The following is a 23,219-nucleotide window of genomic DNA, read 5'->3' on the forward strand; positions in this document are numbered from 1 at the left end:
CTTGGATAATGAGGAACAGTAATGCCCATGAATAGTTCAAATCAATTTAATCGTTTTGATGGAAAGGATGAAATCGCAATCGTCGGTATGGCGGGGCGTTTTCCCGGTGCTAAAAACGTTGATGATTTTTGGCAAAACTTGCGCGATGGGGTAGAATCAATTTCTTTTTTCACAGATGAAGAACTGATATCTACAGGTACAGACTCAGCCTTACTCAATGACTCTAAATATGTCAAAGCAGGCACTATACTGGAAGATATAGAACTATTTGACGCGGCATTTTTCGGCTTTACACCTAGAGAAGCTGAAATCGCAGATCCCCAACAGCGTCTTTTCTTAGAATGTGCTTGGGAAGCTTTAGAAAATGCTGGTTACGATTCGGAAAGTTATCCAGGTCAAATTGGTTTATTTGCAGGTGTAACTCTGAGCAGTTACTTATTTTATAACCTGTATTCCAATCGCAATTTAATAGAATCACTCGATCCGTTCCAAGTGTTAATTGGAAATGACAAAGACCACCTTTGTACGCAAACTTCTTACAAATTAAACCTCAAAGGGCCGAGCATCAACGTTCAAACTACCTGTTCTACTTCATTGGTTGCCGTTCACTTAGCTTGCCAAAGTTTGCTCAATGGTGAAAGCGATATAGTGTTAGCTGGTGGTGTTTCAATTCAAGTACCACAAAAAACTGGTTATCGCTATCAAGAAGGAGGAATTAATTCTCCTGACGGACATTGCCGAGCTTTCGATGCAAATGCTCAAGGAACTATTTTTGGCAGTGGTTTAGGTATTGTTGTCTTGAAACGATTAGAAGATGCTGTAGCGGACGGAGATTGTATTCATGCAGTTATTAAAGGTTCCGCGATTAATAATGATGGTTCTTTAAAGGTTGGTTACACAGCGCCCAGTGTAGAAGGTCAAAGGGAGGTGATTTTAGAAGCACTTGCTTTAGCTGGAGTGGAAGCTGAAACTATTAGTTATATTGAGGCGCATGGAACGGGAACTTCCTTGGGAGATCCGATCGAAATTGAAGCTCTAAACCAAGCTTTTCGTACCAACACCGATCGGAATAATTTTTGTGCGATCGGTTCGGTTAAAACGAATGTTGGGCATTTGAATACCGCTGCTGGAATAACAGGTTTAATCAAAACTATTCAAGCACTTAAACACAAACAAATACCTCCCAGTTTGCATTTTCAACAACCCAATCCCCAAATAGATTTTGCCAATAGTCCCTTCTACGTTAATACTAAGTTATCGGCATGGAAAACTAACGGCAATCCGCGTCGTGCTGGAGTCAGTTCTTTTGGAATTGGCGGAACAAATGCTCATGTAATTTTAGAAGAAACTCCAGCAGTTGAAGCTTCTAGTTCCTCACGTCCTTGGCAGTTATTGCTACTGTCAGCAAAAACCAATACAGCATTAGAGACTGCAACTGCGAATTTAGCCACATATTTACAACTGCATCCCCACTCAAATATTGCTGATGTTGCCTACACATTGCAAGTCGGTCGTCGGGCTTTTGAGCATCGCCGAATGGTAGTTTTTCAAGATATTGAAGATGCCATAAATACGCTAACTAATTTAGATCCGCAACGAGTTTTCACGCACTACCAAAAGCCCTCTCACCGTCCAATCGTATTCATGTTTTCTGGACAGGGCGCACAATATGTAAATATGGGGCGAGAACTCTATGAAGTTGAGCCGACATTTCGAGAACAAATAGATATCTGTTCGGATATTCTCAAACCTCATTTAGGTATCGATCTGCGTTCAATTCTATATCCCAGCGAAGCACAAACCGCAGCCGCTTCTCAGCAATTAGAACAAACTGCAATTACTCAACCAGCTATATTTGTTGTTGAATACGCGATCGCAAAGTTGTGGATAGAGTGGGGAGTAAATCCTGTAGCGCTAATTGGACACAGTATAGGCGAATATGTAGCTGCTACTTTAGCAGGTGTTTTCTCCCTAGAATATGCCTTGTTTTTAGTAGCAATTAGAGGTCAATTGATGCAGGAATTGCCCTCTGGAAGTATGCTTGCCGTGCCGCTTCCAGAACAAGAAGTTCAGCCATTCTTGGGCAAAGAACTTTCTTTAGCAGCAGTTAACGCGCCATCCTCGTGCGTCGTTTCAGGCTCGACAGAAGCGATCGAAACATTGCAAAACAAGTTAAATTCTCAAGCTATAGACTGTCGCCGCTTACATACATCTCATGCTTTCCATTCTGAGATGATGCAACCGATTTTGGAACAGTTTACACTTGCTATTAAAAAAGTGAAGCTGAATCCGCACCAAATTCCTTTTATTTCCAATGTAACTGGCACTTGGATAACAGAAAATGAAGCCACAAATCCCAGCTATTGGAGCAAACATCTGCGCCAAACAGTGAGATTTTCTGCCGGAATTTCCGAGTTGTTGAAACAGCCGGAAGCAATATTTTTGGAAGTTGGGCCGGGACGGACTTTAAGCTCTTTAACTAAGCGGCATTTAGAACCAGATACCAAGCATCTCGTGCTAAATTCCTTACATCATCCTCAAGAAAAACAATCCGATGTTGCCTTATTATTAAACGCATTAGGTCGGCTTTGGATGGCAGGTATAAAGATAGATTGGTCGGGTTTTTATACTCATGAATCGCGTCATCGTCTCCCCCTACCTACCTATCCTTTCGAGCGCCAACGTTATTGGATTGATGCTAAATCGCCATCATTATCTGCGAGTAATAACTCAATAACATCCGATAAAAAGGATCGATGGCTAGTGTTTGTTGATGAATCTGGTGCAGGTTCCCAATTACTTAATAAATTGGAAGAAAAATGTCAAAATGTAATTACGTTAAAGTTGGGAGAACAATTTGCTAAAGTTAGCGAAGGAATTTATACCCTTAATCCCCAAAACCAAGACGATATTGATGCTTTACTGGCAGAACTAATACCGGAGACAAAATCATCCCAGCAAACAGACTCATCCCCGCGCTATTTAAGACCAATCCTCAGCAATTCATATATTCCACCTACTAACGAATTAGAACAACAAATTGCCGAAATGTGGCAAGAAGTTATCGGTATTAAACAAGTCGGTATTCACGATAATTTCTTTGAGTTAGGAGGAGATTCACTTATCGCTACCCAATTAGTTTCGCGATTGCGATCGCACTTCCCAGTTGAACTACCACTGCGCGACCTTTTACTTCAAGCATCCACTGTCGCTAAACAAGCAGAAATGCTTGACCAACTTCTTCTAGAAAAAATTTCTGACTTATCTGACGAAGAAGTTGAAGCTTTTTTGGCTAATCCATAAAAGTCTATACAGCCATTCTCAGGTATATGAGGTATGAGTCGTAAATTGGTAATTGGAGTTGTAGGCGCTTACCTCATTTACTACATAAGCAGGATAAGAGGGCTAAAGCCCAACTACGTACCTTTTTAAATACCTGCGTTCATCTATTCTTCATCTGCGCTTAAATTAAAATCATGGAAAACCAAACGTCTAATCTATCAGCAACCAAAAAAGCCCTTCTGGAAAAATGGAAGGCAGGGAAATTGAGAAGTTATGCTATTCCCAAGCGACCAAATTGTAACCAGATACCCTTATCTTTTGCCCAGCAAAGACTCTGGTTTATCGATCGACTTTATGAGGGAAGTTCCTTTTATAATATTCCAACTGCAATTCATTTAAAGGGACTGCTTGATGTGACGGCGCTTAAGCAAAGTCTCAATGAAATTATGAAGCGTCACGAAGGTTGGCGGACGAGTTTTGTAATAGTAGATAGGCAACCCTTTCAGGCGATCGCATCTAAATTAACCTGGGAATTACCGATCGTCAACCTCGAACATTTATCTGGTAAAAATTGGGATATTGAAGTTCAAAAAATAGCAAGCGAGGAAGCTAAAAAACCTTTTGATTTATCCCAAGCGCCTCTGGTACGGGCAACTTTGCTGCGTCTAAGCGAAACAGAACATATTTTCCTTTTGACCATGCACCACATCGTCTCCGATGGATGGTCTATCTCAGTGTTTGCAGGGGAATTGGCAACGCTGTATGCGGCGTTTTTCACAGGTCAATCTCCGTTATTACCCGAACTTCCTATCCAGTATGCAGATTTTGCAATTTGGCAGCGCGATCGCTTGCAAGGTGAATTACTCGCTACCCAACTCAATTACTGGAAACAACAACTAGGCGGTGATTTACCTGTATTGCAATTGCCTCTCGATCGTTCCAGACCTACTATTACCACATTTAATGGTGCAAAGCAATACTTTACTTTTTCCAAAAGTCTAACAGAGGCACTAAGTAAATTATGTCAGCAAGAAGAAGCCACTTTATTTATGACTTTGCTGACCGCTTTTAATACTTTACTTTACCGCTATACAGAGCAAGAAGATATCCTCATCGGTTCTTCAATTGCTAATCGTAATCAAGCAGAATTAGAAGGAATACTTGGCTTATTTGTCAATACATTGGTAATGCGAAATGACCTCAGCGGCAACCCAAGTTTTCGCACGCTTTTGAGTCGGGTACGCGGGGTAACTCTCGACGCTTACGCACATCAGGATTTGCCTTTCGAGAAGCTAGTAGAGGAATTGCAACCCGATCGAGATTTAAGCCGAAATCCTTTGTTTCAGGTCATGTTTGTACTGCAAAATACCCCGAAGTCTGAGCGAGAGATTGCTGGGTTAACTTTGCGTAGTTTGGAGTTTGATAGTGGCACATCTCAGTTTGACATTTTCCTGTCTATTAGTGAATCTAAGGAAGGATTAACTGGATTTCTAGAGTATAGTACAGACTTATTTGATGTGGCAACAATCACAGGACTAATCGACAATTTTCAAACTTTACTGGAAAGCATCGTTGCTAATCCAGATTGCCCAATTTCTGAATTACCAATCCTAACTACCCAACAGCGAGAAAAACTATTATTGGAGTGGAATAATACTCAAACGACTTATCCGCAAGATGCCTCTCTCCATCAATTATTTGAATGGCAAGTACAGGATTTTCCTGAGAGTTTAGCATTGATCGATAGCTCCGAAAAAATAACCTATCGACAACTCAATCAAAAAGTCAATCAACTTGCACATTATTTACAAAAATTGGGAGTAACAACTGAAACTTTAGTAGGAATTTGTCTGGATCGATCGGTGGAAATGATAGTGGGAATTCTGGCAATACTGAAAGCTGGCGGTGCTTACATTCCTCTCGATCCAAATTATCCAGCAGATCGTCTTTCTTTCATGCTTTCTGATTCGCAAGTTTCGTTAGTTATCAGTCATTCATCATTAATCGATCGCTTTCAAAAAATACAGGTTGTCTGTCTAGATAATGACTGGGAAATTATCGATCGCGAAAGTCAAGAAAATCCTGCCATCATATCTAAAAGTGACAATCTTGCTTATGTAATCTACACTTCGGGTTCAACTGGAACTCCTAAAGGCGTTCTTGGCACTCACCGAGGTACAGTTAATGGGTTAAACTGGTTGTGGAAAACTTATCCCTTTGAAAGTGAAGAGATTTGTTGTCAGAAAACAGCTATTAGTTTTGTAGATTCAGTTTGGGAAATTTTTGCTCCCTTACTCCAAGGAATTCCCACTGTTATTATTCCCGATGCAATTGTCAAAGACACTAAACTATTCCTAGAAACGCTCGATCGCCATCACGTTACGCGAGTCATACTTGTTCCTTCCTTGCTGCGGCTAATTGTAGATACTTACGGTAATTTAACCAAGAAATTGTCGAACTTGAAACTTTGGATAACCAGTGGAGAAGCACTAACTCTCAACTTAGCACGATCGTTCACAAAATTGCTTCCATCTGCTAAATTGATCAACCTTTATGGTTCATCTGAAGTTTCTGCAAATGCCACTTACTACGATACAAGTTTATTACCAGAAAAAGCAACTAGCGTTCCGATCGGTCGTCCTATTAATAACACTCAAGTTTACATATTAGACCGTCATTTACAACCAACTCCTGTAGGAGTCTGGGGTGAATTGTACATCGGCGGCGATGGATTAGCGAAGGGTTATTTGAATCGTCCTGAACTAACCGCAGAACGGTTTATTGATAACATCTTTGTATCGGGAACTAAGCTTTACAAAACTGGCGATCTAGGGCGTTATTTGCACGATGGTAATGTCGAATATTTAGGCCGCCGTGACGAACAAGTAAAAATCCGAGGTTTTCGAGTTGAGTTAGGAGAAATTGAAAGTGCGATAGTGCAACATCCAGATATTCGAGAATCTGTTGTCATTATTCGGGATGATACACAAGGCGATAAACAGTTGATTGCTTACATAGTAACAGATGAACCAAACTTAGTTTCACAACTGCACGGTTACTTGCTTCTTAAACTACCAGATTACATGATACCGTCTGCTTTTGTAGTGCTAGATGCGATACCGCTAACACCAAATGGTAAAGTAGATAAGCGATCGCTTCCAACTGATAATCTGCTCCGATCGAACTCCACAAAATCCTTTATTTCACCCAGAAATCTTTCCGAATTAGGCTTGGTAAAAATTTGGGAAAATCTGCTGGCTATTAACTCAATTGGAGTTACAGATAACTTTTTCGAGTTAGGAGGTCACTCCTTTTTAGCTGTACGCTTAATGGCTCAAATTTACGAACGGTTCGGACACAACCTTCCCCTATCTATTTTGTTTGAAAATCCAACAATTGAAAAACTCGCTAAAATTGTCAGCCAACCAACAAATTTGAGTTCTGGTTCCCCGTTGGTAGCTATTAATGCTTCGGGTGTGAGGACTCCTTTCTTTTGCGTACACGCCGCCGGAGGAGATATCCTTGCTTACCTAAACTTGGCAGATAAAATCGGTGGAGAGCAACCATTTTACGCCTTGGAACAGTCCCCTAACTCGGTCGAAGTTGAACCTAAATCAGTAGAAGAAACAGCAGCTTATTACCTCCAAGAAATTCGCACAGTGCAACCGGAAGGGCCATATCTTTTAGGAGGTTGGTGTTTTGGTGGTGTGGTTGCTTTTGAGATGGCGCAACAATTACAAAAACAAGGTCAAAAAGTGGATTTGTTAGTGGTAATTGACGCTATTTTGCCAGAAACAGTTATTCAACCAACAAAAGATGATGATGCTAAGTTTTTAATCCGGTTAGCTGAGTCAGTTAAAAACTGGTTCGGTATTGATTTTTCAGTCTCCTACGAGGAAATGCGATCGCTACCGTTAGATGAGCAATTTCAGTTATTGAATAGAAAGGCAAACTTCATCGTCAGCGACACGGAGATGGCGCAGTATATTCGCGATTACAAGGTTTTTAAATCTCACGTTCAAGCCATGCGAGATTATGTTCCCTGCGTTTATCCTCACAAAATTACGTTGTTTCGAGCTCACGATAAAATTGAGCATGATTTTGAAAGTACGGAGTTTCATAGCGATGATTTATTGTTAGGTTGGGGCAAATGTTCCCAGCAAGCGATCGAAGTTATTGAAGTTCCGGGAAATCATTTCTCCATGTTTGCTGAACCTCACATACAAAAATTAGCTGAGCAATTGAAATTTTGTCTCGATCGATTAGTTAGTTATCCAAAGTAAGGATATCCCCGACAAAAAGCCCTTGCCATTCGCCTATTTGTGAAAGTAGTGACAGTCGTCATTACAGCTAATGGCGAATAATTGGCAGACTGAGAGTTACCGTTGTTTCCTTTTGATACACACTGGTAATAGAGAACTCTCCTCCCGCCAGTTCGACAATTTTTTTGACGATTTTTAAGGCCAAACCGATGCCCTGTTGCTCATAGGTTTTCCGCTCAAACTGCATGAAAGCACCGATTTTAGCAATTTGGTCTTCTGTCATGCCTCGCCCTGAGTCATATACAGATAATTTCAACATATCCCCTACCACTTCACTACTAACTTTAATAGTTGTCTCTGGTGAGGAGAATTTCAGCGCATTATCAACTAATTCATGGAGAATAGTTGATAGATATCGCTCTGATATACCGATATCTGCTTCCTCAAGCGCCAACATCAAATCGTTGTGACGATTGAGTGTCTGAGCATGGGATTTCAACGCGGCTTCAATGGCAGAAGCTGAAAATTTAGTCCCGGTAAATTCGATTTTCTGCTGCCGATTTGCTGATAGTTCTAGTTCTAAATAAATCAGGAATTTTTTCGTTAAACTTTCTAGGCGACGGGCGGATTGATCCGCCCAGCTTAACATCTCCCGGACTTCAGAAATATCTATTTCTTCGAGATCGTCCTTGAGCAACCCGATTGTGCCTAAGATGCCATTGAGGGGCGTATTCAGTTCGTGAGATAGACTAGAGGCTAAGTTGCCACGCAATTCATTGAGGGTACTTTCCAAGACACTGATGGTATTTTCTTGGATATCGTATAAGGTCTGGATATTGTCATACTGTTGCTTGATTCTGAGCATAGAATGCACGCGAGCACGCAGTTCAATTCCATTAACGGGTTTACTAATGAAGTCGTCAGCTCCGGCAGTTAAACAATAGGCAAGGTCTGATTTGGAGTTTAATGCTGTCACCATAATAATGGGGACGGCTTGCCATTTTGACAGAGCTTTAATTTGCCGACAAACCTCGATGCCGTCTATTCCCGGCATCATCACATCCAGCAAAATCAGATCGGGTTCAAATGTGTCAAGATACTCGAGCGCATCATGACCATTAGCAGCGTAATACAATTGATAATCTTGCTCTGATAACAGAGTTTCAATCACATCAAAATTATCAGGTTCATCATCAACAATTAAAATAGAGCATTGAGACATAGTTGTAAGAGCAGTTCTAAAATGTATAAGGTTGGGTGGGAGTATGAGAACGTTGTCAGTTATGCTGCCAAAGTGATTTCAAAAATAGCTCCTCGCGGTTGATTATTTCTGACACAAATTGCACCGCCATGTGCCTCAACGACCATTTTGCAAAAAGCTAAACCTAACCCTATTTGAGGTATATCCGACATCAGAGTTCCAATCTCGTATTTCTCAAAAATCTTCTCCCGGAATGTCTCAGGAACACCCGCCCCCGAGTCAATCACCTGAATTTTAGCATCGCCAGATGTAAGAAATTCTAGATTTACTATGATTTGACTATTGGATGGGGAAAATTTAATGGCATTGGAGAGGAGATTATCCAGCATTCGATGGATCATGGTGGCATCGATAAAAACTTTTCTAGTGGTGTCGGGTGGTAATTGGGGGATCAACAACTGATTTTTTTGAGCGGCGATCGCTTCAAAGTTTGATATGGCAGATTGTATCAGCTCGCGGAGATCGACCTCTGTACAACAGAGACGAATTTTACCTGATTCGAGTAACGCAATTTGCAACAAATCATCAATTAATACCTGTAATGCTTTGGCTGACGAGTAAATTCGAGCCAGTTTGGTTTGTTGGGTTTCTCTGGGATAGTCTATGCTTTTTAAGAGTTCCAAGCCTAGCAAGACACCAGCCAAGGGATTGCGTAAATCATGGACTACCATTTTAACCATATCTTCCCGCAATTTGAGTAAGGTTTGCAGGTCGTCATAGTGATGCTTAATTCGCAGCATTGAATGGACGCGAGCACGCAGTTCAATAGCATTGACAGGTTTAGTGATGAAGTCGTCGGCTCCCGCAGTTAAACAATAGGCAAGGTCTGATTTTGAGCTTAAGGCCGTTACCATTACGATCGGCACGGCTTGCCATTTTGACATGGCTTTGATTTGCCGACAAACTTCGATGCCGTCTGTTTCCGGCATCATCACATCCAACAAAATCAGATCGGGATTGAATGTGTCCAGGGATGCGATCGCCTCTTGACCGCTAGCTGCATAATGCAATTGATAGTCGGGATCGCTCAAGAGGGTTTCAATTACATCAAAGTTATCAGGTTCATCATCAATGATTAAAATCGATGGTTTATTCATGGGTTATCTTTGATGAGAAGCTAAAAGCTGTTGAATGGTGGTTGCCAATTGTTTCAGCTTAACGGGTTTGGTGAGGTAATCATTGGCTCCCGCCGCCAGACAACGATCGCGATCGCTCGTCATCGCTAAGGCCGTCAGTGCTATGATCGGCACATTGACAGAGTTGGGAGCGCTGCGGATATGGTCTATAGCTTCTAGACCATCCATACCAGGCATTTGAATGTCCATCAGAATTAAGTCGGGATTTTCGGAATTAGTCAGAGCGATCGCTTCCGCTCCATTTTTTGCTAAGAGAATACGATAGCCTTTAGCTTTCAGGTAACTCGAAACTGTACTGATATTAGCTTCGTTGTCTTCTGCTAGCAAAATTAACGGTAATGCTTTCTCTTGGGCCTCGTTGGATTCGATGGAGGGTGGACTGTGAGATTCCACATCGGGAGAGGATGACGAAGTGTCAGTATAGAGAAGGTCAATTGTAAAACAACTACCGACCCCTACCTCGCTGGTGAGCCCCACTTGCCCGCCGTGCAGTTCCACAATCCGTTTCACCAAAGCTAACCCTAAGCCAGTCCCTGCATATTTACGATTTAAGGCACTATCGATTTGGATAAATGGCTGAAATAGCTTATTGATATGTTCTTGGGCGATACCAATACCTGTATCAATAATGGCAATTCGCAGATAATCCCTCACTTCTAACCCCTCTGCTTGTGCTTGCAGAGAGGAAGCGGGGGAGATGGGGAGCGGGGGAGCGGGGGAGATGGGGAGCGGGGGAGCAGGGGAGCGGGGGAGCGAGGGAGCGGGGGAGATGGAAGACGGAAATCTCTCCGATGTTCCTGTACCCCCCTGCTCCGATGCTCCTGTACCCTCCTGCTCCTCTACTCCTGTACCCTCCTGCCCCTCTGCTCCCCCGCCCCCCTGCTCCCCATCTCCTCTGCCCCCCTGCCCCTCTGCTCCCCCGCTCCCCTGCCCCTCCGTCCGCCTTTGACGGCTCACTTCCAGAGTGATATGTCCTCCCTCTGGGGTGAATTTAACAGCGTTATTGAGTAGATTGATTAAGACTTGGCGGATGCGCCTTTCATCCACCCATAAGTCCGGTAAATTGAGGGGAATTTTAATGTCTACCTGAAGGTGTTTTTGTAAAGCTTGTTGTTTAATAAAAGCCAGACTAGATTGACACAAATAATTGATAGAAACTGAGGTATATTCCAGCTCCATTTGACCGGATTCAATTTTGGCGATATCTAAAATATCATTGATTAACTCTAGTAAGTGAGTGCCACTATGCTCAATAGTTTCTAAAGCTTTAATTTGGGATTCGTTGACAATCCCAAAAACTCCATCTTGTAGCCCCTCAGTCATGCCCAAAATCGCATTCAGAGGAGTGCGGAGTTCGTGGCTCATGTTGGCAAGAAATTCGTCTTTGAGGCGGGTAGCGCGGATTAGTTCGGCATTCGTCCGCTCTAGCTGCTGTTCGTATTCTTTGTAAACTCGCATATCCCGCATAATGGTTGAGAAAAATTCCACTTCTCCGTGAGGAGATCTATGAGCTAGGAGCAATTGAGACACTGGAATTTGTTGATTTTCAGCATCTAGCAATACATTTTCTCCCAGCCAGCTTCCTTTGGCGATCGCAATCGTTATAGCCTGCTGTTCGAGCATTTCCACAGCCCACTGGGGATGGTAATCAGCCGCGTTTTGCTGAGTAACTACGGCATCAGCATCAAGCCCCCGCAGTTTTTTAAGGGCGCTATTATTCCAGATCGCGTTACCTGTTAAATCAGCAATGAGGATGTAATCAGTTGACGCTTCTAGGATAGCAATGAGGCGGTTTTGGGCTTGCTCTAAACGTTTGCGTTCAGTAATGTCCTGAGCATTGCCAATGATCTGCTTAACTTGACCATTAGCATCGCGACTAAAGACAGAATCTCGACTGTGGAGCCATCGCCATTCCCCATTGCTATGTCTCATCCGATATTCAGTATCAATAATTTCCCCATCCTGAGCCATGCTTATTTGCTCAGAGTAAGCTGGTAAGACGGATCTCAGATCGTCGGGGTGCATTAAATTTTGGGTGAAATTAATTCCCATCGCCTGAATCACTTCAGGTTGATAGCCCAAGATAGAGCTAATTTCATGATTGACATAAACATTACGCTGTGTTTGCAGATCGTAAAGATAAAGAATATTAGGCGATGAGTCGGCAATTTTTTGAATAAAACGCTGGCTTTCTTGTAGAGCAAGCTCGGCTTGTTTGCGATCGCTAATATCGACTACTACACAAATAGTTTGATCTCCTGAGTCTGGGAGAAATGCCATTCCGATCAGAACAGAAATGCGACTACCATCCTTACGGTAGTATTCCTTTTCCCAAGGCTCGATCGCTCCAGATCGCATCAGGCGCTCCATTGCTGCAAAATCAGCAGGCAGATATTCGGTAGGAGTCAAGGTATCCCAATGGATGATCGTTCCCGCGTCTAGTTCCTCTCTGCTGTAGCCCACCATTTTTAAGAAGCGATCGTTGGCATCGAGAATGTTACCCTGAAAATCGGCAAAGATCATGCCAACTACACTGGACTCAAACACTCGGCGGAAACGGATTTCACTGTTTTGCAGAGCGATTTCAGCTTGTTTGCGATCGGTAATATCCTGAATTTGGGAAACAAAATAAAGAGGTTTTCCGTAGACATCTCTCACCAAAGAGACACTTAACAATCCCCAAACTAATTGCCCCTGTTTAGTAAAATAACGCTTTTCAATGTTATAGCTGTTAATTTCTCCTGCTAATATTTGGTTAGCAAATTTTAGATTATTTGCTACATCGTCAGGGTGAGTAATTTCCTGAAATCGTAAGTCCAAGAGTTCGGCTTCGGTATAGCCTAAGAAATTACATAGGGAAGCATTTACTTTGAAGTATTTACCTTCAGGAGAAACCAGACACATACCAACTACTGTATTATCAAATGCCTTACGGAATCGTTCTTCACTTAACTGTAGGGCTTCCTCTGTCTGTTTGCGTTTGCGAATATCAATTAAAACACCGCTCGACATTGTAGCCTTACCGTTTCGATCGAAATTGAGACTGGATATATCGTATACCCACACCCAACTGCCATCGGCGGCCACCATTCGATATTCCAGTTCGCAGTTGTTTTGATTTTGAATTGCATCATTAAATAGTTTTTCAGCCTTGACAACATCTTCGGCATAGACGTGATTTCTCCAAAAATCAGGTTCACTCAGCCAAGCTTCAATCGGGTATCCTAATAACTCTTCTGCTTTGTCGCTCACAAACGTAAACCGATTATTGTTAAGGTCATATTCCCAAACAACGCCATTTACAGATTGAATCAGAGAGTAATAATTTTGGCGCGACTTTGCTAATTCAGCTTCTACCTGTATGCGATCGCTGATATCTGTTAAGGTGCCGATATAACCGATCGTCCTACCCGCAGCATCGATTTCCTGTGCCACTTGGACATAGAACCAATTAACGCTACCATCTGGGCGCAGATGCCTACCTTCACTGTGATGGAGGAGGTATTGTCCTGAAGTAGATTGAGCATAACTTTCAGCATATTTAGCCAGCAAAAAATCGCGTTCCTCTGGATGTAGCGCTTCCATCCATCCCCTACCCAAGGCAGATTCTTTGGGTCTACCAGTCATTTCACTCCAGCGATCGCTAACATAGACACAGTTTAAAGGCGAATCAAACCGGAAAATAGCCACCGGAGCAGCAGCAGCTAAGGTAGCATAACGGCGTTCGCTTTCCCGCAGTGCTGCTTCTGCCAGTTTGCGCTGGGTGATGTCAGTATCGGAACCGCTCATGCGAACAATTTCACCTGACTCATCCCGCAAACCTTGAGCACGATTGAGTACCCACATATAGCTATTATCTTTGCGTTTTACCCGATACTCGACTTCAAAGAACTCTGTTTTGCCAGCAAAGTGATCGTCAACAGCAGCCATCACGCGATCGTAGTCATCGGGATGTATTCGGCTTAAGCACTCATCAGGGGAATTGGGAATTTCATCATCAGTGAAACCGCGCATCTGCTTCCACCGGCTGGAAAAGAAAATTTGGTTAGTTTTTAGATTCCAATCCCAAATGCCGTCGTTAGAACCTTTTAAAGCTAACTGCCACCTTTCTTCACTAGCGTGCAGAGCAGCAGTGCGCTCTTCAACTTTGGTTTCCAACTCTTGGTTTAACTGCTCTAGTGCCTGAGTAGCTTGTTGGCGTTCAATGGCAATGCCAGCAATATTTGTTGCTAGAGCAACCACTGACAATTCTTGTTGATTTGGTGTATGAATGTGGCGATGATAAACAGCAAATGTCCCCAAAACTAGACCATTATTGCTGATTACAGGTACTGACCAACAAGCTTGCAATCCATGTTCTAAAGCTAATTCTTTAAAATTTTGCCAGAGCGGATCGGTGGCAATATCAGAAACAATCACGGTTTCCTGGCGAAAAGCTGCGGTTCCACAGGAGCCAACTCCTTCACCGATCGCAACACCATCGATCGCTTGCAGGTAAGCAGCCGGCAATTGAGCCGCAGCCCCAAGATGCAATTTGCCATCGCGATCGCACAGCATAATCGAACAGATAGCATCCACCAGTTGCGTCTCCATTGCTTGTAATAGAGTCTCCAAAATCTCTCCTAAAGGTTCTGCCTTGGCGATTCTTTCTAAGATGGCATTTTGGATTTTCAGTTGTGATTCTGCTTGCTTGCGCTCAGTAATATTTATACTGGTGCCCACAATCCGACAAATCCGGGACGAGGCATCTCGAATCGGGTTGAGTGTGGTCATCCACCAGGTAGGTACTTCTCTGAAGATTAGGCATTCCTCATAGGTGATAGGAACTCCTGCTTGGATACAATCGACATAGCGTTGGCGTACTTTTTTCCCAGGTGAAGTTCCTCGGATCTCTTGATTTGATTTCCCCGTTAATCTTTCCGCAGTGGGGTTATAACCTATAAATCTAAACTCTCCATCCTCTAAAACATCAACTGTAAAAATTGCCTGTTCTACGCCTTCATAGATACTGCGTAAAAATTGTTCGTTCTCTTGTAAAACTGCTTGTGTTTGTTTAAGCGCAGTGCGATCCTGGGTAGTAACTACAACTCCTGAAATCTTGCCATCTAGTTCGATATAGGGATAATAGGTGACTTTAATAAATCTGCGACCAGCATTTTGATAGTCAAACCATGCCTCGTATTCTTGAACTTCCCCAGCCAGACATCGATCGAAATGTGGCTGAATTATGGTCTTAAATACTGTTTCACCATGCAAATGGGCGACGGAATGCCCAACGATGTCTCCCCATTGTTTCTGAGTCCGATCTAAATAGGCTTGGTTGACTAACCGATAGATATAGTTATTATCCAAGAGGGCAATACCATCTGTCATGGTAGAAACCACTCGTTGATACTGGTAGAGAATAGCTTCTGCCTCTTCGCCTTCGCTTAACTGTAAAACAGTTTGTGTCAAAATCTCAGTTAAGATATCCTTGGTGAGCAGACCAATTATGCGATCGCCATTAAGTACGGGTAAATGGCAAATTTGATGCTGTTGAAATAATGTTAGGACAGCCTTGATATCGCTCAATGCAAAGTCTTGGACGGTAATGACTGGATGGCTCATTACCGACTGAATTGGCAACTGGTCTAAGGGTGTGGACTGGGTAATAATCCGCACAATATCTCGCTCAGTTACAATTCCTACCAAGCCACTATTCTCAGGGTGCGTACCGCTGCTTTCTACCACTAATACATAGCTGCAACCAGCCTCTCTCATCGAGGCGATCGCTGCCATCACAGTCAGATCCGGTGAGACCATGAGTGGATTGGGCGCGATCGCGGATAATAAATCTTTTTGGACTAGGGGAATGGAAATACTTATCATGGCTTGTGGGTATCTGATTGAGCAAGAAGTCTCCCGCCATCATCTTTACTCTTGGGACTTCGCGATCGCTATAACTAACCCCTACGATCGGAGGATCGTTATTGAGGGGCTAAAAGTTGTTGAATAGTAGCTGCCAATTGCTTCAACTTAACAGGTTTGCTAATGTAATCATTGGCCCCCGCAGCCAGACAACGATCGCGATCGCTACTCATCGCTAAGGCGGTCAGTGCTATGATCGGCACCTTCACCAACTTAGGATCGAGACGGATTTGCTGCATAGCTTCTAGACCATCCATCCCCGGCATTTGAATGTCCATAAGAATTAGATTAGGGTTTTCCGACTTAGCCAAGGCGATCGCTTCCTCTCCATTTTTTGCTAACACAATGCGATAGCCTTTAGCTTTCAGGTAACTGGAAACTGTACTAATATTAGCTTCGTTATCCTCTGCTAGCAAAATTAAAGGCAATGCTTTCTGTTGGGCTTCGTTGGGTTCGAGGGAAGATGAGCTCTGGGATTCTACCTCAGCAGAGGATAGCTCAGCAGAGGATAGCTCAGCAGAGAATAAAGCACCAGCAGTGCTAGGAAGATCGATTGTAAAGCAACTTCCAAACCCCACATTACTTGTTAGTCCCACCTGCCCGCCGTGCAGTTCGACAATGCGTTTGACCAAGGCCAGCCCCAAGCCTGTCCCATCATATTGTCGGTTAAGGGCGCTATCGATTTGGATAAAAGGCTGGAACAGTTTGTTGATATTTTCTGGGGCAATGCCGATGCCTGTATCTATGATGGCAATTCGCAGGTAATCCCTCACTTCCCTATCTCCCCCATCTCCCCCATCTCCCCCATCTCCCCCATCTCCCCTGCCCTGCCCCTCTGCTCCCCCGCTCCCCTGCCCCTCCGTCCGCCTTTGATGACTGACTTCTAGGGTGATGCGTCCTCCCTCTGGGGTGAATTTGACGGCGTTATTGAGCAGGTTGATCAAGACTTGGCGGATGCGCCGTTCATCAATTAATAAGTCGGGTACATTGGTTGGTAGTTTAATCTCTAGCTGAAGGCGTTTTTTCAGAGCTTGTTGTTTGATAAATGCCAGACTGGATTGACAAAGACGACTGATTGAAACTGAGGTATATTCCAGTTCCATTTGACCGGATTCAATTTTGGCGACATCTAAAATGTCGTTGATTAACTCTAACAAGTGAGAGCCACTGCGCTCGATGGTTTGTAAAGCTTTGATTTGGGGGTCGTTGACGATGCCAAAAACTCCATCTTGTAGCCCTTCAGTCATGCCCAAAATCGCGTTCAGGGGAGTGCGGAGTTCGTGGCTCATGTTGGCAAGAAACTCGTCTTTGAGGCGGGTGGCGCGGGCAAGTTCTTCGTTAGATATAGCGAGTTCTTGGTTGCGCTCAGTGATTTGCTGTTGGGCTTGTTGTCGTTCGAGCAGTTCTTCCTGCAACTGCTCAAATAGGCTAGCTTGCTGAATTGCGATCGCCAATTGGTTAGCAATTTGTTGCAAGAGTTGCGCTTCTGACTCTTCCCATACTCGTTTTTCTCCACAAGCATGAACGACTAACACCCCCCAGAGTTTGTTGGTTCCCTCTGGGGCAATCCACCTATGATTTTCGCTGCCTCGGACTTCTTGCAGGATAGGTGCGACGATTTTGGACTGAATTTGACCTTCAATTGAGTATTCCAACAGGCAATTTGTCCAGATATCAGTCATCACATCGGGGACAATACGAGGGTTCCCCTGCCAATAGTATTCCAAGATTTCTTGAGACCAGCTTTCGTTATTCCAGTGGCGCTCCTTGAGTGCTATAAACTCACTAGATACAGCTTCTTCTACAATTTGACTTCTGCCATCACCAAATAGCCGGAACACGATGATCCGATCGCCTCGCAAGATTTCTTTGACTTGCTGAGTCACGGTCGCCAAAATTTGCTTAATATCCAAGGATTCGCGAATTTGCTGGACGATCGCTCCTAAAGTTCGCTGCCTTTGCAATTGTAAAGCGATCGCTTCTTCTGCTTGTTTGCGGATGACTAATTCCGATTGCACTTGTTCGTAGAGGTCAGCCTGCTGAATGGCGATCGCTAACTGGTTGGTAATTTCCTGAATAAAATTAATTTCCGTCTGTTGCCAATGTCGCGGACTTGAACATTGGTGAATGCAGAGTAAACCCCATAACTCTTTTCCACCCAGCAAGGGCAGGATCAAGTTTGCCCGTACCTGAAACTGTGATAAAATATCCTTGTGGCAATCTGATAAAGTGGCGTTCTGAATATCATCGGTAGCTTGAATTCGCCCTTGTTGATATAGTTCGGAAAACTGTTCGCCGAAACAGCGATCGTGAACTCTAATTTCTAGGACTGACATAAATTCTGCGGCTACAGATTCAGAGACGAATTCACCATCATTGAAGCCAGACTCACGATTAAACTTGAAAATGCCGACTCGATCTGCTTGCAAAAATCGACGAATTTCCTGAGTAGCAGTCTCAAAAATAGTCTGTAAATCTAGGGATTTTCGGATTCGCCCAGTTATTTCTCGTAGTAGCGTTTCTCGCTGGGCCTGTTGTTGAATGATCTGCTCGGCTTGTTTGCGATCGGTGATATCTTGAAACATCCCGACCACACCAATAACATTATCTGCCCAGTCGAGCAGGGGAGCTTTGTGGGTTTCAATCAATCTTTGTTCGCCACTGGGTAGGATCAAGGTTTCTTCGATCCCTAAATCACCTTCACCAGATTCCATCACGCGCCGATCGCTAGCACGATAGGCGATCGCTTGGGCTTCTATTGGTGAAAGCTCAAAATCAGTTTTACCAATAATATCGCTGGTCAAAGTCAAGCTTAGGCTTTTAGCTAACTGATGATTGCATCCTAAAAAGACAGACTCTCGATTTTTCCAAAATAAGGGCAGAGGGATAGTATCGAGTACCGTTTGCAAAAACTGCTGCGATTCCTGCAAAGCTTTCTCCGCCTGTTTGCGATCGCTGATATCAACTAATACACAAATGGTTTGATCCTCTGAACCGGGAAGGAGTGCGGCTCCCATCAGAACAGAAATCCGGCTACCATCCTTACGGTAGTATTCTTTTTCCCAAGGAGCGATCGCACCATGCTGCATCAGGTGTTCCATCGCTGCAATATCGGCGGGGAGATATTCGGGAGGGGTCATTGCATCCCAATGAATTATCCCAGCATCTAGTTCCTGTTTGGTGTAGCCAACCATCTGCAAGAAGCGATCGTTGGCATCAATAATCTTCCCTTGAAAATCGGCAAATACCATGCCAACGATACTGGAATCAAATACTCGCCGGAAGCGAATTTCACTGCTTTGCAGGGCAAGTTCAGTTTGTTTGCGATCGCTAATATCCGATAAAATTCCCTGGATACTAACCAATACTCCTTTAGCATCGATCGCGGGTGTGGCACTGGTTCTCACCCAGACATAATTGCCATCTCGGTGGCGATGTCGGAACTCAGAATTACTTGACTTTTTACCAACTTTGACATTCTGCCCGTAATCGTTAGCCACCAAAAGACGATCTTCTGGATGCACGAGATCCATAAATGGCTTCCCAATCCATTCGCTCTCATCCCAGCCAAAGATAGTCTTGAATTGGGGTGAGAGGTAAACAAGTATGCCATCGGTTTGACATGACCAAATCACATCGTTGCCCTCTTCTACCAATCGCCGGAATTTAGTTTCACTCTCTGCTAATTGGGCTTCTATTTGTTTGCGATCGCTGATATCGCGACAGATACAAATTAATAATCCATCGTCTGTGAGGGTGAGGGAAAGCCCTTCGGTAAAAGTAGAACCATCTTTGCGGGTGGCGATCGCTTCTCCTTGCCAAGCGCGATCGCGTCCCAGCATGGGAAAGACTTCCCGCTCAAACCGTTCTAACTCCTCTGGGGAATACAAAGATTTCCAGGTTTTGCCTACCAGTTCTTCAGGGTGTTTGTAGCCAAATAGTTCTAGATGGGCTTGATTCAAATAGAGGTAGCCCTCTCCTTGCATAATCCCAATGCCATCGATCGCTGCTTCAATGGCTGCTAGTTGCTGGGTCATAGCCTGCTCTGTCTGTTTGCGATCGGTAATGTCTTGAATCAGAGCCAGGATATAATTCTGTTCGTCCTTGCTCGATAGCATAGAGGTAGAAATGGAGATAGTGCGTTTCTGTCCATCTTGACGCTGGATTTCCCTTTCTTGGGCGATGATGCTTTGCCCTTCTCGCATCTGTAGCAAGCAAGCGATCGCCACTTGTTGAGCTTCTGGATTCAGGTATAAGGTTTGATACCACCCCAGACGGTTAATTTCGTCTAAGGTGTAGCCTGTAATAGCTTGCATTTGCTGATTCCAGACTGTGAAGTGGATAAAGGGAAATTCCTCAACTTCATGGAAAACGCACAGCCCTTCTGCCATGTTTTCTACAATTTGTTGACGGAAAGTATTTTCCTGCTGGAGCGTTTCTTCAACCAATTTGCGGGCGGTAATGTCGAAGCGAATAGCGAGATACTGAAAAGGTCGTCCGCCTTCGTCCAAAAAAGGAACAATGGTGCTGGCAACCCAGTAAATACTACCGTTTTTAGCGCGATTGCAAACTTCACCGCGCCAAATCTGACCCCTGGAAATGATGCCCCACAGGTTTTGGAAAAAATCTGGGGAATGGTAGCCAGAGTTGACCAGGCTATGGGTATGACCGAGCAGTTCATCGCGGGAGTAGCCAGAAATTTCGCAGAAGCGATCGTTAACGTAGGTAATCGCTCCTTTAATATCGGTGATGACGACAATCGCAGATTGATCGAGGGCGAGTTTGAAAGCGGAAAGTTCTTGAATTAACTGTTGTCGTTCGATTTCTGCTTGTTTGCGATCGCTAATATCAAAGTTAACCCCAATCATGCTCTGAGGATTGCCTTGGGCATCTCGTGCCACCACTCCATAAGCTTTAATAAAGTGGATGCTGCCATCGGGATGCACGACTCGAAATTCAGTATCAAATTCAGCCTCTCCTAATACGGCTTGCTGGATTAATGTTTCATTGGAGAGGCGGTCATCGGGATGTAGCCCATTCGCCCAAATGTCGTAGACCACACGGGAATCAGATGATTTTGTGACTCCATAGAGTTCGTACATCCGTTCATCCCAAAGGAGGGCGTTTTGTACAATGTTCCATTCCCAACAGCCAATCGCCGCAGATTTGAGCGACAAGGCCAGACGTTCCGATAGTTTCTGCCGTTCGAGTTCAGCTTGTTTGCGATCGCTAATATCAAAGTTGATCCCAAACATACTTTGGGGATTGCCTTGGGCATCTCGGATTACCACGCCATTGCCTTTAATAAAGCGGATGCTGCCATCAGGATCTACGATTCGATACTCGATATTGTATTCTGCCTGTCCCAAGACAGCTTCGTGAAGTAATGTTTCCGTGGAGATGCGATCGTCGGGATGTAGCTTGTTGGCCCACATTTCGTAGGCTATAGGGCAATCAAAGGATTTGGGGATACTAAATAGTTCGTACATCCGCTCATCCCCAAATAGGATGTTCTGTGCAATGTCCCATTCCCAACAACCGATCGCGCCAGATTTGAGTGACAATGCTAGGCGATCCGATAGTTTTTGTAGTTCAGCTTCAGCTCGTTTGCGATCGCTAATATCTTTGGCGATGCCTAAAAAGCCGATAATTTCGCGATTGACATCTTTGAGGGCGGTGATGGATAGCCACACAGGAAATTGATACCCATCCTTGCGGATATAGCTCCATTCTTCTTCGCTGACTATACCTTGGCGGGCTTTGGCAACAAACACCTCAAAGCCAGGAGGAATATCTTGCCCCAGTTCAACAGAGAGCAATGCTGCCCGAGCGATTACCTCGTTGATATCGTGGAGGCGTGCGGGGGTAACTTTGCCTACCATTTCGGCAGCACTGTAACCCAGCATCCGTTCGGCACCAGCATTAAAGGTCTGGATGATGCCATTGGGGTCAGTGGAGATGATGGAATAATCGGCACCATCGAGGATAGCGCGTTGCAGGCTGTTGACTTGCCAAAGCTCTTGGGTGCGTTCTTGAACTTTGGCTTCTAGCTGTTGGTTGAGTTGGTGCAGTTGTAGTTCAGCCTGTTTGCGATCGCTAATATCTCGAATCATAAACAGGGCTTCATTTTCGCCGCTCTTGACAACTCTCACTTCTTCATATTGGAGGCGACCCTCAATCTGTACTTCTTGCTCGTAAACTTGTAACTCTCCTGTCTGTAAGGCTTGGTGTAAGTAGTGTAGATGTCGGGCTGCAATGTCTGGTGGCACGATGTCCACTATCGCTGAACCAGCAGTATCGAAATCTGGGGGGAGAAAGTCTATCTCGCGATTGGGTGTCACGCCCCCCTGATAGATACCATTGACATCAGTGCGAAACATGAAATCGGGAATTGCTGCTAATATGGCTCGGCTTTGGGCTTCGCTCTGGATCAGGGCGGCTTCGGTAAGTTTGCGATCGCTAATATCTCGTACCAGTGCTAAAACTTCGTCTTTGCTATAGGGGACAACCCGTACTTCTTCGATTTGTTTTCTGCCATCAATGCAGAGTTCTTGTTCGTAAATCTGGATAGAATTCATTTCTAGCGCCCGTTGGATAAAATCCATGCGTTTTTGTGCCTGTTCGGGAGGCAGGCTGGTAGACACATGGGTGCCCACGATCTTAGGCAAATTACCCAATACGTGAAAGCTAGAATATGTGGTGACAAATTCTAGGTAAATGCCTGCGCGATCGATCCGCATGATCAAGTCAGGGATGGCAGTAATTAAGGCTCGGCTTTGCGCTTCGCTCTGGATTAGGGCTGCTTCGGTAAGTTTGCGATCGCTAATATCTGTCACCGTGCCTACATAGCCAATTACTTGCCCTTCGACATCCAGTTCAGCAACAGACTGTCCATATACCCACGTCACCCCACCGTCGGAGCGTTGAAAGCGATATTCGAGCTGGAAGGGACGATTTTCCTGAATAGATTGCTGCCATTCAGTGGCGATCGCTTCGCGATCGTCAGGGTGTAGCCCTTGTCGCCATCCTGTGCCAGCGGCGGTTTTGGGGTTAAGCCCGCTGATCTGACACCAGCGATCGTTAACATAGATGCAGTTGCCCTCAGCATCGGTGCGAAAAATCCCCACTGGCGCTGCTTCGACTAGGGTGGCGTAGCGTTCTTCGCTTGCTTGGAGGTGGGCTTCAGCAAGTTTGCGATCGGTAATGTCTGTAACTGTGCCCAAATAGCCGATCGTTTCCCCATTGGCATCTCGTTCGGCGACGGACTGCCCATAAACCCACGTCACTCCACCGTCGGGACGTTGAAAGCGATATTCAAGGAAGAAGGGGCTAGGGGCTAGGGGCTGGGGGCTAGGGGAAGAGAGGGGAGAT

At 44.4% G+C, this 23,219-nt stretch carries 6 protein-coding genes; 2 read left to right on the plus strand and 4 right to left on the minus strand.

Annotated features, from left to right (window positions below):
• Nucleotides 1–27: 27 nt before the first annotated feature.
• On the plus strand, nucleotides 28–3,303 hold the full coding sequence (locus OSCIL6407_RS0104255; protein ID WP_019486948.1) for a type I polyketide synthase: 3,276 nt from the start codon (nucleotides 28–30) through the stop codon (nucleotides 3,301–3,303).
• Nucleotides 3,304–3,476: 173 nt separating this feature from the next.
• Entirely contained in the window at nucleotides 3,477–7,565 is a 4,089-nt protein-coding gene (locus OSCIL6407_RS0104260; protein ID WP_007358381.1) for a non-ribosomal peptide synthetase, read from the plus strand.
• 67 nt (nucleotides 7,566–7,632) lie between these two features.
• Here OSCIL6407_RS0104260 and OSCIL6407_RS0104265 read toward each other — a convergent pair whose 3' ends face one another.
• From OSCIL6407_RS0104265 to OSCIL6407_RS30255, 4 genes are all read right to left on the minus strand, one after another.
• Complete coding sequence (locus tag OSCIL6407_RS0104265) at nucleotides 7,633–8,766, minus strand: hybrid sensor histidine kinase/response regulator (protein WP_007358380.1); 1,134 nt, start codon at nucleotides 8,764–8,766, stop codon at nucleotides 7,633–7,635.
• Between the two features lie 59 nt (nucleotides 8,767–8,825).
• On the minus strand, nucleotides 8,826–9,902 hold the full coding sequence (locus OSCIL6407_RS0104270; protein ID WP_007358379.1) for a hybrid sensor histidine kinase/response regulator: 1,077 nt from the start codon (nucleotides 9,900–9,902) through the stop codon (nucleotides 8,826–8,828).
• Nucleotides 9,903–9,905: 3 nt separating this feature from the next.
• A complete protein-coding gene (locus OSCIL6407_RS0104275) occupies nucleotides 9,906–15,809 on the minus strand; it encodes a PAS domain S-box protein (protein WP_019486949.1) in 5,904 nt (1,967 codons plus the stop codon).
• Nucleotides 15,810–15,907: 98 nt separating this feature from the next.
• The coding region (locus OSCIL6407_RS30255; RefSeq protein WP_148288832.1) for a PAS domain S-box protein at nucleotides 15,908–23,219 on the minus strand (7,312 nt) is incomplete at its 5' end.

The organism is Kamptonema formosum PCC 6407 (genome assembly GCF_000332155.1).
Lineage (GTDB): Bacteria > Cyanobacteriota > Cyanobacteriia > Cyanobacteriales > Microcoleaceae > Kamptonema > Kamptonema formosum.